13 protein-coding genes and 1 tRNA gene are annotated in these 13,375 nt (G+C 58.2%); 8 read left to right on the top strand and 6 right to left on the bottom strand.

What is annotated here, in order from left to right; all coding sequences use genetic code 11:
* Positions 1–3: 3 nt before the first annotated feature.
* From MARLIPOL_RS14080 to MARLIPOL_RS14060, 5 genes are all read right to left on the bottom strand, one after another.
* Positions 4–954, bottom strand: a complete 951-nt coding sequence (locus tag MARLIPOL_RS14080) for a ribose-phosphate diphosphokinase (protein WP_012138890.1) — start codon at positions 952–954, stop codon at positions 4–6.
* Positions 955–1,006: 52 nt separating this feature from the next.
* Positions 1,007–1,081: transfer RNA gene (locus MARLIPOL_RS14075), tRNA-Gln, on the bottom strand.
* Positions 1,082–1,100: 19 nt separating this feature from the next.
* Positions 1,101–1,991, bottom strand: coding sequence for a 4-(cytidine 5'-diphospho)-2-C-methyl-D-erythritol kinase (gene ispE / locus MARLIPOL_RS14070; RefSeq protein ID WP_012138889.1), 891 nt, complete (start codon positions 1,989–1,991; stop codon positions 1,101–1,103).
* Complete coding sequence (lolB, locus tag MARLIPOL_RS14065) at positions 1,961–2,608, bottom strand: lipoprotein insertase outer membrane protein LolB (RefSeq protein ID WP_012138888.1); 648 nt, start codon at positions 2,606–2,608, stop codon at positions 1,961–1,963. Before lolB ends, ispE begins: the two co-directional genes overlap by 31 nt.
* Positions 2,605–4,359 (bottom strand): tetratricopeptide repeat protein, encoded by a 1,755-nt coding sequence (locus MARLIPOL_RS14060; protein WP_012138887.1) that lies wholly within the window; start codon positions 4,357–4,359, stop codon positions 2,605–2,607. Before MARLIPOL_RS14060 ends, lolB begins: the two co-directional genes overlap by 4 nt.
* A gap of 221 nt (positions 4,360–4,580) precedes the next feature.
* Here MARLIPOL_RS14060 and hemA point away from each other — a divergent pair, with 221 nt between their 5' ends.
* From hemA to MARLIPOL_RS14040, 4 genes are read left to right on the top strand one after another with little or no spacing between them, the layout of a single operon-like run.
* Complete coding sequence (gene hemA / locus MARLIPOL_RS14055) at positions 4,581–5,867, top strand: glutamyl-tRNA reductase (RefSeq protein ID WP_012138886.1); 1,287 nt, start codon at positions 4,581–4,583, stop codon at positions 5,865–5,867.
* The gene (gene prfA / locus MARLIPOL_RS14050; RefSeq protein WP_012138885.1) at positions 5,864–6,949 is read left to right on the top strand and encodes a peptide chain release factor 1; all 1,086 of its coding nucleotides are present in this window, start codon (positions 5,864–5,866) and stop codon (positions 6,947–6,949) included. The genes hemA and prfA overlap by 4 nt, the downstream gene beginning before the upstream one ends.
* Positions 6,942–7,784 carry a peptide chain release factor N(5)-glutamine methyltransferase gene (gene prmC / locus MARLIPOL_RS14045; protein WP_012138884.1) on the top strand — a complete coding sequence of 281 codons (843 nt, stop codon included), beginning with the start codon at positions 6,942–6,944 and terminating at the stop codon, positions 7,782–7,784. Before prfA ends, prmC begins: the two co-directional genes overlap by 8 nt.
* Positions 7,785–7,821: 37 nt before the next feature.
* Positions 7,822–8,571, top strand: a complete 750-nt coding sequence (locus MARLIPOL_RS14040) for a molybdopterin-synthase adenylyltransferase MoeB (protein WP_012138882.1) — start codon at positions 7,822–7,824, stop codon at positions 8,569–8,571.
* A gap of 136 nt (positions 8,572–8,707) precedes the next feature.
* Here the strand turns inward: MARLIPOL_RS14040 and phrB are convergent, their stop codons facing one another.
* Positions 8,708–10,108, bottom strand: coding sequence for a deoxyribodipyrimidine photo-lyase (gene phrB, locus MARLIPOL_RS14035; protein WP_012138880.1), 1,401 nt, complete (start codon positions 10,106–10,108; stop codon positions 8,708–8,710).
* 149 nt (positions 10,109–10,257) lie between these two features.
* On the opposite strand from phrB, the gene MARLIPOL_RS14030 reads away from it, so the two are divergent.
* Genes MARLIPOL_RS14030 through rimK form a run of 4 tightly spaced genes read left to right on the top strand, consistent with a single transcriptional unit; the run spans position 10,258 to position 13,375 of the window.
* Entirely contained in the window at positions 10,258–11,076 is an 819-nt protein-coding gene (locus MARLIPOL_RS14030) for a hypothetical protein (RefSeq protein WP_012138878.1), read from the top strand.
* Positions 11,077–11,119: 43 nt separating this feature from the next.
* Positions 11,120–11,995, top strand: coding sequence for a mechanosensitive ion channel family protein (locus tag MARLIPOL_RS14025; protein WP_036191889.1), 876 nt, complete (start codon positions 11,120–11,122; stop codon positions 11,993–11,995).
* Positions 11,976–12,473 (top strand): ATP-dependent zinc protease family protein, encoded by a 498-nt coding sequence (locus MARLIPOL_RS14020; RefSeq protein WP_012138874.1) that lies wholly within the window; start codon positions 11,976–11,978, stop codon positions 12,471–12,473. The genes MARLIPOL_RS14025 and MARLIPOL_RS14020 overlap by 20 nt, the downstream gene beginning before the upstream one ends.
* On the top strand, positions 12,470–13,375 hold the full coding sequence (gene rimK / locus MARLIPOL_RS14015; RefSeq protein ID WP_012138872.1) for a 30S ribosomal protein S6--L-glutamate ligase: 906 nt from the start codon (positions 12,470–12,472) through the stop codon (positions 13,373–13,375). The genes MARLIPOL_RS14020 and rimK overlap by 4 nt, the downstream gene beginning before the upstream one ends.

The raw sequence follows: 13,375 nt of genomic DNA, 5'->3' as shown, positions 1-13,375 counted from the left end.
GGGTCAGGCGTTCTCGAACATGGCGCTGATGGACTCTTCGTTGCTCACGCGACGAATGGACTCCGCCAGCAGGCCTGCCATTCCGAGGGTGCGGATTCTATCACAATTCTTTGCTTTGTCACCCAGCGGGATCGTGTCGCAGACAATCAGCTCGTCCAGTTGGGAGGCATTGATGTTTTCAATGGCCGGGCCCGAGAGAACTGGGTGGGTGATGTAGGCAACCACTTTCGCAGCGCCATGCTCTTTCAGGGCATTGGCGGCTTTGCACAAGGTGCCGGCGGTGTCGATGATGTCATCCACCAGGATGCAGGTTTTGTCTTTTACATCACCAATAATGTGCATGACCTGGGAAACGTTGGCCTTCGGGCGACGCTTGTCGATGATGGCCAGGTCGGCGTCATCCAGTCGCTTGGCGACAGCGCGGGCGCGAACAACGCCACCAACGTCCGGGGAGACAACAACAAAGTTCTCAAAACGTTGCTTCTCGATGTCTTCCAGCATGACTGGCGTGGCGTAGATGTTGTCTACCGGGATATCGAAGAAGCCCTGAATCTGGTCTGCGTGCAGGTCCACGGTCAGCACACGATCCACGCCGATGCTGGAAATCATGTCTGCCACGACCTTGGCGCTGATGGCTACCCGTGTTGAACGAACGCGACGATCCTGGCGGGCGTACCCGTAATAGGGAATGACCGCGGTGATGCGTGTTGCGGAAGCACGGCGAAGTGCGTCGGCCATCACGATCAGTTCCATCAGGTTGTCGTTGGTGGGGTAGCAGGTGGGCTGGATGATGAAGACATCATGGCCCCGGACATTCTCATCGATCTCAACGGTGGTCTCACCATCGCTGAATCGGCCTACAGTGGCCTGACCCATGGGGATGTGGAGTTTCTGGGCAATAGCTTTGGCAAGGTCTGGATTGGCGTTGCCAGCAAAAATCATCAGTTTGGACACGACGGCATCCTTCACGGTATCGGCGTTTGATTCAGAAGAAGCAGGAGAAAGGTGGCTGGGGTGGCAGGATTCGAACCTGCGCATGACGGGATCAAAACCCGTTGCCTTACCACTTGGCGACACCCCAGTATCGTGCTTTTTTGGCATCATGTTAGCTCTGTCAGCTTTGTGTGAAGCGGTGAAATATTCACCCCTTGAGCGACGAACCCCGTGATGCCGGAGGGTTTGCTTTCCCAGATAATCCGGGCTGCGGATTCTGTCGGGAAACGTCCAAAAATGCAAGCCCCGGTTCCGGTTAATCTTGCAGGTCCGAATTGTGAAAGCCATTTCAGGCCTTGGTTAACCTCCGGATACAGTTTGCGAACTACATCCTCACAGTCGTTTCGGTACCTCGAGGCGTCTCCCTCAAAAGCGGGCGCTATTTTGATTCTAGGGGTGTTCCTTGTCAACCCTTGCTCGGAAAAAATCTTTCCTGTGTTTATATCGCAGGCGGGTTTAAGAACCAAAAACCAGTTTTCGGGTGGGTTGGCCGGGGTCAGTCGTTCACCCACGCCTTCGCCCCAGGCGGCGTGGCCGCGAACAAATACCGGTACGTCGGCGCCCAGTTGCAGGCCCAGTTCTGCGAGTTGATCCAGTGTCATGCCCAGTTGCCAGTAATGATTCAGGCCCAGCAGGACGGTCGCTGCATTGGAGCTGCCGCCGCCAAGGCCGCCCCCCATGGGCAGGCGCTTATCGACGGAGAGGATAACGCCTGGCAGCTTTTGGTTCTGGGTGCCGGCCAACAGTCGGGCGGCACGGAGGATCAGGTTCTCTTTGTCCGCGACGCCGGGTATGGAAGGCTCAAGGTGGATGTCATGATTGTCCTCCTCCGCAGGCCGGAAGGTGATGTCGTCGCCATAGTCGAGGAATTGGAACAGTGTCTGCAGCTCGTGATAACCGTCTGGTCTGCGCCCGACGATGTGCAGGCAAAGATTGAGCTTGGCCGGGGAGGGGAGAGTAAAGTCGTTCACCGGGCCGGGTCCGTTGTCTCGTTCCATTGAACGACAACCACTCTGACTCGTTTGTCTTCCTTTACCGCGGTTATGCGCGCCGGCAGTGCGGGGTACCCCGCTATAAACGGTTGCCAGCGATCGTAGCGAATTTCCCAGCCCTCCTGGCGAATCATGGCCAGTTGGTTCTCGTCGTTAAACAGCAGGCGGAAATCGCCGTCGGGTCCGGGCAGTCCGCGAATCCACCACACCAGGCTGTTGAGTGGGAGTTGCCAGCCCGTGGCGGCCGCAATCAGGGCTTCCGGGTCCCCTGAGCGATAGGTCTCGCCATCGGGCAGGGTCAGCGAAATAAAACCGGGAACGCCCTGTAGGCTGGTTCGGCCCATGCCAAGGAAGGATGACGACAGTTCCAGGTCATAGGCGTCCCGTTCCTGGATCCAGTGGTTGATAATGGCAGTCCCGCTGTCGGAAGGCTGTTTCACGGCGAGCTTGCCGCTTAACTCCCAGGACTGGAGGTTTTTCAGGCGTTCGCTGCGCTCGCTCCAGTCAGCCGGTGGCTGGTCCGTCAGGCCTTCCGGCAGGGGTTCCAGTTGAATTGAGGTGCAGGCGCCCAGCGCCAGTGCGCAGGCTGCTGTCAGTAGCAGTCTGGGGAAGAAAAAATTCAAGGTGCCTGTTCTCCTGTCAGCCGCTCAATGGTCTCGATGAGGATCGGATGATCGGGGTCGGCATCAATGCCTTCTTTCCAGATGATACGAGCCTGGTCCTTTGCGCCAGTGGACCACAACGCCTCGCCGTAGTGAGCCGATACCTCGGGGTCGGGGTAGGCGGCCCAGGCTTCTGACAGGTAAGTCAGCGCCTCCCGCGGTTGTCCCTGGAGATAGAGTACCCAGCCCATGCTATCGAGGATGGCCGGGTTCTCGGGGTCGAGCGCGAGTGCGCGTTCTATAAAGGTTTGTGCCTCATCCAAGCGTTCACGCTGGGTGGTAAGAATGTAGCCCAGCGCATTCAGGGCCACCGCATTATCCGGCTCTTCTTCGACGATCTGTCGCAGGTCTTTTTCTGCTTGCTCTGTTGATCCCAAGCTGTCGAACAGCATGGCGCGGGCGTAGCGAATCCGGATGTTCTCCGGAAAGGACGCCAGGGCTTCGGTAGCGGCATCCGCGGCGGCTTCTTCCTGCTCCTGATCGATCAGCAGGTTCACCTCAAGCAGCCAGAAATTTTCAGCTTGATTCGGGTTGGCCTCCCGTAGTTGGCGAATGTCGGCCAGTGCCGTGTCCAATTCGCCCTGTTCGGCAAGGAGCGCACTGGCTCTGGCCAGTGCGGGAAAATAATAGTTGCCTTCCTCTACGCTGCGATAATAACCGATAGCCTGTCGGGGTTTGTTTTCTTCATCGGCTATCCGGCCCAGGTAATAATGGGCTTCACTGGTATGGTGTCCCTGCTGGATAAGGCGGGTAAGGTCCTGTCTGGCCAGATTGGTCTGGCCATTCTCCAGGGCGACCAGGGCATGGGACAGGCGCAGCCCCGGGGTGTTGGGGAAGCGCTGCATCAGTCGGTTGAATTCATCCTGGGCAGCCTGTAGCTCACCTTCGCCAATCAGCATGCGGCCATAGAGCGTGCCCATCTGGCGGTTGGCTGGAAAACGGCGGGTATTCACAAGCAGGAAATCCAGGGCTTCACGGCGTTCGCCGACCTGGTACAGCAGATCACCCTTCAGGATGATGGCGGGCTGGAAGTGCGGCTCATCCTGCAGCAGTGCGTCCACCCGCTCCAGTGCCTGTCCGGGCTTGCCCGTTACCTTGAGCATCAGGGCAATGCTGTAATTGAGCTCGGGTGTCTCGGGATGGCGTTCTGCCATTTGCTCATACAGGTTCAGAAGTTCTTCCTGTTGTTCCGGTGGCAGATTGCCGGCCATGGCTGCAAGGCTGTCGAAATCTGCGTCGCCTCCCAGGTCCATGATCCTTTCCATATGGTTCAGGGCGGATTGCAGCTCATTGCTCCTGATCGCCTGGATGGCTGATACCCGGTGTGCCTGGAGGTTGTCCGGGTCCACTTCCAGCCACAGGCTGGCGAGCTGTCGCTGGGCGTTGTCTCCGTTAAGGGATTGTGCAATGCGCATCGCCCGTTCAATAACTCCCTTGTCACGGGATTGTTTGGCGGCGTTCAGGTAGTTCACAAGGGTTACGTCATAGCGGCCCCGCTGGGCGGCGATTTCGGCTGACAAAAGCAGATAGAGTACTTCCGGCTCGAAATCGGCGTACTGGATTTCCTGTTTCCCGGAACTGGCCGGGGTGTCCCTGGTAGATGCCTGTTCCCCGGTGTCTACCGAGTCGTCCGGTGTCCCGGTCAGTGAGGCGCAGCCAGTGAGTGACAGCCCAAGAAGGCAGGAAAGCAACAACGGTGCGGATCTATGCATGCAACATCCCGTATTCTGTATACAACGCATCTGAAACAGCCACCCCGAAATGGGTATGTGACCAAGCAGTGCCGAGGCTCTATGATGGCACAAGCATTTGATATTGCCCAACCTGTCAGCACTTCCCGAACTCTCTGGGGTTTTGGGTGGCGGCTGGGGCGGCTGGTCGGTAAAATGTCGCTATTAGTCCGTACTCTGGCATAAGGTCACGCAAACCCGAAATGGCTCTGGTTACGCTGGGAATCAATCATCGCACCGCACCGGTCGAACTGCGCGAGCGCGTCGCGTTCACGCCTGAGCGTATGGCGGAGGCCTTTGCCGATCTGCGGGCAATGTGCGGCGCCAGCGAGGCGGCGATCCTCTCTACCTGCAATCGCACCGAACTGTACATCGCCGGTGACGATGCCTGCGCACCGGTGATACTGCGCTGGCTGGCCGGCTTCCACGATCTGGACGCCGCCGAGTTGGAAGAGGTGCTGTACCTGCATCGTGACGGCGATGCCGTCCGTCATATGATGCGCGTCGCAGCCGGGCTTGATTCCATGGTGCTGGGCGAACCGCAGATATTCGGACAGTTGAAGGATGCCTATGCACTTTCCCGGGAGCACGGCGCCTCCGGTACGTTCCTTTCTCGCCTTTTCGAGCACACGTTCTCTGTCGCCAAACGGGTGCGTACCCAGACCGCCATTGGCGAGAATCCGGTATCGGTTGCCTACGCTGCAGTCAGCATGGCACACCACATTTTCGCGGACATGTCCCGGAACAAGGCGTTACTGATTGGTGCCGGCAAGACTATCGAACTGGTTGCCCGTCATCTGGCCGATGCGGGTGTGAAGGATTTCCTGGTTGCCAACCGTACACTGGAGCGTGCTCAGGCACTGGCAGAGTCCCGCGGCGGCAAGGGTATTCTGCTGTCGGACATCCCCGAGCACCTTCAGGATGTAGACATTATCATTTCATCCACGGCCAGTCCGTTACCTATCCTGGGCAAGGGCGCGGTCGAGCGGGCTCTGAAAAAGCGCAAGCATCGGCCCTATTTCATGGTGGATATTGCCGTGCCCAGGGATATTGAGCCGGAAGTGGCTTCACTGGCGGATGTCTACCTGTACACTGTGGACGATCTGCGCCAGGTGATTGAAGAGAATATCCGTTCCCGCGAGGGTGCCGCCCGGGAAGCGGAAAACCTGGTGACCGACGGTGTTCAGGATTTCCTGAGCCAGTTACGGGCACTGGATGCGGTATCCACGCTTAAACAGTTCCGGCAACGCGCCGAAATCCTGCGTGATACAGAAACCGAAAAGGCGCTGCGGACCTTGCGCAACGGTGGTGATCCTGAAACCGTGTTGCGAAGCCTCGCCCGTGGCCTCACCAACAAATTCCTCCACGAACCTTCTATCCAGGTTCGCAAGGCAACAACGGAAGGTCGCAGTGAAGTGACCGAGTGGCTGAGAGAGCTGCATCAGCTTGATGCCCAGGACGACGACGCCACGACCCCGGAAAAACTATGAAAGCATCGATCCAGAACCGCCTCGAGCAATTGTCAGATCGCTTTGAGGAAGTCAGTGCGTTATTGAGCGATTCCAGTGTTATTTCCAATCAGGACAAATTCCGTGATCTTTCCCGGGAGTTTGCCGAGATCGAACCGATTGTTCATTGCTTCCAGGCCTGGAAAAAATCCCTGGCCGATATAGAGGATGCCCGTGAACTGGCTCGCGATGGCGACGCCGATATGCGGGAGATGGCCGAGGAAGAGCTGACGCTGGCCGAGGAAAAAACGGATGAGCTGGACGAAGAGCTCCAGCGCCTGATGCTGCCGAAAGACCCCAATGACGGCAAAAACGTATTTCTGGAAATTCGTGCCGGTACAGGTGGCGACGAAGCCGCCATTTTTGCCGGGGACCTGTTCCGGATGTACCTGCGTTACGCCGAGCGCCATCGCTGGCAGGTGGAAACCATCAGCGAGAATGAAGGTGAGCACGGTGGCTATAAGGAAATAATTGCACGGGTGGCGGGTGCCGGTGTCTACGGTGCCCTGAAATTCGAGTCCGGGGCGCATCGGGTTCAGCGGGTACCGGAAACCGAGTCCCAGGGGCGCATCCATACTTCAGCCTGTACCGTGGCGGTGATCCCGGAAGCGGATGAGGCGGAGGCGATCGAGATCAACAAGGCGGACCTGCGGGTAGATACCTTTCGTGCCTCCGGGGCCGGTGGTCAGCATGTTAACAAGACCGATTCAGCCATTCGCCTCACCCATCTGCCGACGGGGATTGTGGTGGAGTGCCAGGAAGAACGCTCCCAGCATAAGAACCGCGCCAAGGCGATGAGCCTGCTGGCATCGCGACTGCAGAATGCGGAAACCGAGCGTCAGCAGAAATCCATGGCCGCGACCCGCAAGAGCCTGGTGGGCAGTGGTGATCGGTCAGAGCGTATCCGCACCTACAACTTCCCCCAGGGGCGGGTGACCGATCACCGCATCAATCTGACGTTGTACAAGCTCGATGAGGTCATCTCCGGTGACCTCGACGCGGTGGTGGTTCCGTTGCAACAGGAACACCAGGCTGAACTGCTTGCCTCTCTGTCCGATGATTGAGTCATCGATTACCCGTGATGTCCTGCTGCGGAAAGCGACCATCGCCATTGCGGGGGAGTCTCCACGGCTGGATGCGGAGTTGTTGCTCAGCTATGTCACCGGGCTGTCCCGCACCAGTTTTCGTGCCTGGCCGGAACGGCAGGTAACGGCCACCGAGGCACGGCGCTTCGAAGCCCTGGTTGAGCAACGCGCCAATGGACATCCAGTGGCTCACCTGTTGGGTGAACAGGAATTCTGGTCCCTTCCTTTAAAGGTGAACGCCTCTACCCTGATTCCCAGGCCGGATACGGAATGTCTGGTGGAGGTGGCGTTGGTACTACCCCTTCCGGATAACGCGCAAGTGCTGGATCTGGGTACCGGAACCGGTGCCATTGCCCTGGCGCTGGCCAGCGAACGTCACCACTGGCAGGTGCTGGCTTGTGATGCGGTGGCCTCGGCTGTGGAGCTTGCCACGGAAAACGCCCGGCGACTGGGGTTACCGGTTACCGTCGTGTTGAGCCATTGGTTTGATAACCTTCCGGCAGGACGTTTTGACCTGATTGTTTCCAATCCACCCTACATTGCCAGTGGCGATCATCATCTGGGCGAGGGCGATGTGCGGTTTGAACCTGCGTCCGCACTGGTTGCCGGGGGGGATGGTCTGGATGATATCCGGGCGATCGTGGCAACCAGTGCGGATTGGCTGAATGCCGGTGGCTGGCTGGTGGTCGAACATGGTTTCGATCAGGGCGACGCCGTTCGCGCATTGTTCGGGCAAGCTGGCTTGGTTGCGGTGGAGACCCGCAAGGATTACGGCAACCGAGACCGGTTGACGCTTGGTCAGTGGCCGGGCTGAATGGTCTGGACTATGGGTTTTCAAATGGAGGTGGGCGATGCTCAGCGATGAAGAATTGATGCGGTACAGCCGGCAGATTCTGATGCCGTCGTTCGATATCGCCGGTCAGGAGACGTTGAAATCCGCTCGTGTATTGGTGGTGGGTGCCGGCGGTCTGGGATGTCCGGTGGCGCTCTATTTGGGCGCGGCCGGGGTAGGCCATCTCACTCTGGTGGATGATGATGCCATCGAAGTGGCCAATCTTCAGCGCCAGATCGCCTTCAGTCAGGATCAGTTGGAGGCTGCCAAGGCTGAGAGCCTGGCGGATCGGGTTCGCCAGATCAATCCGCTGGTGTCGGTGGAGGCCATCGCCCATCGTCTGGAGAGCGATGAGTTGGTTCGTCAGGTGAGCGAGGCGAGCCTGGTGGTGGATTGTACGGATAACTTCAACACCCGTTTTGCCCTCAACCGGGCCTGTGTCGCGGCGAAGGTGCCGCTGGTGTCCGGCGCGGCGATTCGCGGCGAGGGGCAGTTGTCGGTCTATGATTCCCGTGATCCGGAGAGTCCCTGTTATCACTGTCTGTATCCGGAGCAGGGGAATGAGGATCTGTCCTGTTCGGAGGCTGGTGTTATCGGGCCTTTGGTGGGGATGATCGGTGCCAGTCAGGCGATGGAGGCGGTGAAGGTGATTTCCGGGGTTGGCAAGCCTTTGGTGGGGCGGTTGTTGATTCTGGATGCCTGGCGAATGAAGTGGCGGGAGATGAAGCTGGCGAGGGATCCTGGTTGTCCGGTTTGCTCTGGAACCTGAACTTCGTGGGTGTCACCGTTGGGTAAGGCTTTTCAAAACACGCTGTGAATACCTCCCTGTACGCTCGGCTCCGCCATCCATGGCTCCGCACGGATTTTGAAAAGCCTTACCCAACGGTGACCTCAAGCTTCAGAGGTTAGTCCTTCAACGCCTGAAACTTCGCAATCGCCTCCTTTCTGCTTTCCTTCAGATCCACGATCGGCCGCGGATACCCTTTCGGAATAACGCCCCCCTTACCAGGATTATGGATGCGTTTGTCATCCAGCTTTCGCAGTTCCGGTACCCATTCACGGATGAATTCGCCTTTCGGATCAAAACGCTCACTCTGGGTCACCGGGTTGAAGACCCGGAAGTAAGGGGCGGCGTCGGTGCCGGTGGAGGCGCTCCATTGCCAGCCGCCGTTGTTGGAGGCCAGGAAGCCGTCGACGAGTCTGGACATGAAGTAAGCTTCGCCCAGGCGCCAGTCGATGAACAGGTTTTTGGTCAGGAACATGGCGGTGATCATGCGCAGGCGGTTGTGCATCCAGCCGGTGTGGTTGAGCTGGCGCATGGCGGCGTCGACGATGGGGATGCCGGTGTGCCCGGTTTTCCAGGCTTCGAAGTGTTCCCCCGGGGTGTTCCAGCTGAGGTTTTCGGTTTCGGGTTTGAAGGCCCGGTGCATGCTGACCCGTGGGTAGTGGTAGAGGATGTGGATGTAGAAGTCGCGCCAGGCGATTTCGTTGATCCAGGTGTTCAGGCCTTCCTGGTTGCCTGCTTCGCCCTGGGCCTGGCGGGCGGCGATCAGGCACTGGCGTCCTGACAGTACGCCATTGGCTAGGTACGGGGATAGCTGGCTGGTGCCGTCGATGGCGGGGAAGTCCCGTTGTTCTTTGTAGTTGCCACCCCGTTCCTGGAGAAAAGCGTCGAGCTGGTCGTGGGCGGCATTTTCGCCGGTGTTGACCAGGGCCGGTGGTGCGTCTTCGAAACCGGGCGGTATGGCGTCGAGCTGTTGTGGTTTTATTGCCTCGCCCTTTGGTTCAGGCACCGGGAAGACGGTTGGTTGGCTTTCTTCGATCCAGCTGCGCCAGCGGCGAGAGAAGGGGGTGAAAACCGAATAGGGTTCTTGCTGTTGGGTCAGGATGGCGCCAACCGGGGCCACGGTCTGGTCCCGGTATTTGTTTGCTTTGATGCCGCATGTGGCGAGCTGTTCCCGGACGGTCTTGTCCCGCCGGCGTTCGTTGATGCCGTATTCCTCATTGAAGTGTACGGCGGTGATGTTCTGCTCGCGGCAGTACCGGCTCAACAATTCAATGCTGTCGCTGAATTGGTGTGCTTCGAGGAAAATCAGGGGGATGCCGAGCTTCGCAAGGTTCCTGGCCAGGGCGTTGGCGTGGGCGATGACGAAGTGTACCCGGGCAGGGGACCAGTCGTGTTCCTGCCACTGTTGCGGTGTCACTGTAAAGCAGGCTTTAACGGGGCCCCCGGCCTTGCAGGCTGCGGTCAGGGCCGGGTTGTCGGCCAGGCGGAGGTCGTTGCGGAACCAGACGAGTTGGGTCATCAAACTTCCTGTTTCGGGTTGCTGACAGAGCGGGTAAGGGTAATTACCATCGCCTTGAACGAGTAAATAGCATCATCATGATATTCGCTGGAAGGCATTGATTGGATTATAGTTAAGACTGTTTTACCGTCAGACCGTTCAGGATGCCAATGGCCGATAATAACGACGAATCCGCGCAGCCGCGTGATGGGGCCTGGGCTCACCCCTATACCCTGAAATCGGGGCAGACCCAGTGTCATGAACTCAGCCAGACGCGCCTCTGGGTTACACGACTTGATCTTGAGTGGCAGATTCGGTCGGAAACCGTGAAAGCGGACACCGATCCCATGCGCTGGACCGAGCAGATCAGCCATGTGCTCCCGGGCACGGAGGTTCCCCTGCAGCGTTTCGTGAAGCCGGATGACAGCAATGAGGTGGTCTTTCTTCCTGCGCTGGCGAATCTTCCCACGGTAATCCGCCCCTATCAGCCGCTGACAATCCCCGCGGGTGGCGAGTGCACGATCTATGTTGGTACGGTGGTGTGGATGCAGGTCTGTGTAGGTCTTCAGCGTACGCTACTGGCAGAACTGGCGTTGTCAGAGCCTTCGCAGACCTGGGTCGGGAGAAATACCATGGAAGGAGAGCTGTGCTATTCAGCGCCCAGCTTTGCCCGTCTGGTTCTGGAAGCAGTGCCCAAGCGTCCCTGGCGGGCTATTACACCGGTAAAAATCGTGAATCGCCGTACCGAACCTCTGTTGCTGGAGCGTTTCAGCCTGCCGACGCCTTTGTTATCACTGTATCAGAACGAGCGGGGGCAGCTTTGGACGCCTGCTGTAACGGTCGTCTGTGAAACCGAAATGAATTCCGCCAGCCTGAACGTGGAACAGACTGTGGTAAAGGCAGCAGGCGCCTGCAAGCTGGTGTCGCCAGCGCGTGAGAAGGGCGGTCGCGGACGACTGGTGGGCACCTTCGACAGAATGTTCGGCTGATAATGCGAGAGCCAACAATGGAGTCAGTGGATTGATCGAGGAAATGGAAAGCAGTCTTCAGCAGGTGGCCAGTGGTTTGCCCTGGATGCAGTGGCTGAGCGCCGCGTTCCTGCTGATTCTGGGGATTTTTCTGGGATCCCTGGCAGCACGGAGCGTTTCCCGGGTCATGCAGACAAGGGCATCGCGACACCACACGGTCATGGTTCGCCGGCTGGTGTTCTATATCATCGTCGCTGTATTTGCCATGGCCGCGCTCCGGGAGGCTGGGTTCTCTCTGGACGTTGTGCTTGGGGCTGCGGGTATCCTGACGGTGGCCATTGGTTTTGCTTCCCAGACCTCCGCCTCGAATATGATCAGTGGGCTTTTCCTGTTGGTGGAGCGGCCCTTTGAAATCGGCGATTTTATAGAAGTGGATGCCACGCTGGGGGAGGTTGTCGGCATCGATATGCTCAGTGTGAAACTGAGGACCACCGATAATCTTTATGTGCGGATTCCCAACGAAACCCTGATCAAGACCCCGGTAGTGAATCGTTCCCGTTTTCCGATTCGCCGTCTCGACCTGGCGGTGGGTATTGCCTACGCTGAAGATGTGGAAAAAGTAGAAGCGCTGCTTCTGGAGCTGGCCGAGCGCAATCCGGCCTGTCTGGAGGAGCCACGACCGTTTGTACTGGTCACGTCATTTGGACCATCGTCGGTTGACCTGCAGTTTTCGTTCTGGGTACCAAAAGAGCGGGTACTGGAAAGCCGCAGTAGCATGATGGTGGATATCAAGAAGACGCTGGATCGGAAAGGAATTGAGATTCCGTTTCCCCATACCAGTATTTATGCCGGAAGCCATTCCGCTCCCTTCCGGGTGGAATTGTTGCGACCGGAGAGATCGACCCAAAAGGAACTGCCGGATGCCGACGAAAACGGATAAGCCTACAAAATCTGTCACTTACCCGACGCTTGAGGACAGGATCAATCTTGGCTGGCGGGAGTGGGTGGCGTTGCCCGATCTGGATATTCCCCGGCTCAAGGTGAAAGTAGACACCGGGGCACGTACCTCCTGTCTGCATACGTTTCGCACCGAGCCCTACACGGAGAATGGAGAGCGTCGGGTGCGTTTCTGGGTGCACCCGGTCCAGAACAACCTTCATCACGTAGTGGAGTGTGATGCGGCCGTGCTGGATGAGCGTACGGTGTCGGATTCCGGCGGACACCGGGAATCGCGTTTGGTGATTAGCACCCGGTTGATCATTGGTGAAGCGATCTGGCCAATAGAAATGACGTTAACCAACCGGGATTCCATGCGGTTCCGGATGTTGCTGGGGCGTACCGCGATGTCAGGACGTTCCGTTATTTATCCTGAAGCTTCCTATCTTGCCGGTGAACCGGCTATGAGGACGATCAAATGAAGATAGCGATTCTGTCGCGCAACCGTCACCTTTATTCCACTCGTCGTCTGGTCGAGGAGGGGATCAACCGGGGACATGAGGTGCGGGTTATCGACTGCCTTCACTGCTCCATGAACATCACATCGTCGAAGCCCCAGATTCATTACCATGAGGAGGTGCTGGAGGATTTCGATGTGGCGATACCGCGGATTGGTGCTTCAGTCACCTTTTACGGCACGGCGGTGTTGCGACAATTCGAGATGATGGGCGTGTTCCCCGTTAACGAATCCGTGGCCATTACTCGCTCCAGGGACAAGTTGCGATCGTTGCAGTTGCTGGCCCGCAAGGGCGTGGGCATGCCGGTGACCGGTTTTGCCAACAAACCGGACAACGTGCCCGAGCTGCTGAAGATGGTGGGCGGCGCACCGGTGGTGATCAAACTGTTGCAGGGTACCCAGGGCATTGGCGTGGTGCTGGCGGAAACCCGCAAGGCTGCGGAGAGTGTGATTGAAGCCTTCATGGGTCTTAAGGCGGATATTCTGGTGCAGGAATTCATCAAGGAAGCTGGCGGTGCCGATATTCGCTGTTTCGTTATCGGTGACAAGGTCATTGCGGCGATGAAACGTCAGGGGGCGGAGGGGGAGTTCCGCTCCAACCTGCACCGTGGCGGTACCGCCTCACTGATTCGCATTACACCGGAAGAGCGTCGCACCGCGATCACTGCCGCCAAGGCCATGGGCCTGAACGTGGCGGGCGTGGACCTGTTGCGCTCCAGTCGTGGACCGCTGGTGATGGAGGTGAACTCGTCACCGGGGCTGGAAGGTATCGAGAATGCCACCGGCAAGAACGTTGCCGGCATGATTGTCAGCTGGATCGAGAAAAACCAGAAACCCTGGAAGACCCGCACCAAAGGGAGAGGCTGA

It is taken from the genome of Marinobacter lipolyticus SM19, assembly GCF_000397065.2.
Classification (GTDB): Bacteria; Pseudomonadota; Gammaproteobacteria; order Pseudomonadales; family Oleiphilaceae; genus Marinobacter; species Marinobacter lipolyticus.
The sequence above is the reverse complement of the archived record's forward strand: the minus strand, read 5'-3'. Positions and strand labels throughout refer to the sequence as shown.

Bases quoted from the DNA above. Each gene is read 5' to 3' on its own strand.
- ispE (WP_012138889.1), bottom strand. From the start codon at position 1,991: ATGGAACGAGACAACGGACCCGGCCCGGTGAACGACTTTACTCTCCCC.
- MARLIPOL_RS14060 (WP_012138887.1), bottom strand. From the start codon at position 4,359: ATGCATAGATCCGCACCGTTGTTGCTTTCCTGCCTTCTTGGGCTGTCA.
- hemA (WP_012138886.1), top strand. From the start codon at position 4,581: ATGGCTCTGGTTACGCTGGGAATCAATCATCGCACCGCACCGGTCGAA.
- prfA (WP_012138885.1), top strand. From the start codon at position 5,864: ATGAAAGCATCGATCCAGAACCGCCTCGAGCAATTGTCAGATCGCTTT.
- prmC (WP_012138884.1), top strand. From the start codon at position 6,942: ATGATTGAGTCATCGATTACCCGTGATGTCCTGCTGCGGAAAGCGACC.
- MARLIPOL_RS14040 (WP_012138882.1), top strand. From the start codon at position 7,822: ATGCTCAGCGATGAAGAATTGATGCGGTACAGCCGGCAGATTCTGATG.
- phrB (WP_012138880.1), bottom strand. From the start codon at position 10,108: ATGACCCAACTCGTCTGGTTCCGCAACGACCTCCGCCTGGCCGACAAC.
- MARLIPOL_RS14030 (WP_012138878.1), top strand. From the start codon at position 10,258: ATGGCCGATAATAACGACGAATCCGCGCAGCCGCGTGATGGGGCCTGG.
- MARLIPOL_RS14025 (WP_036191889.1), top strand. From the start codon at position 11,120: ATGGAAAGCAGTCTTCAGCAGGTGGCCAGTGGTTTGCCCTGGATGCAG.
- MARLIPOL_RS14020 (WP_012138874.1), top strand. From the start codon at position 11,976: ATGCCGACGAAAACGGATAAGCCTACAAAATCTGTCACTTACCCGACG.
- rimK (WP_012138872.1), top strand. From the start codon at position 12,470: ATGAAGATAGCGATTCTGTCGCGCAACCGTCACCTTTATTCCACTCGT.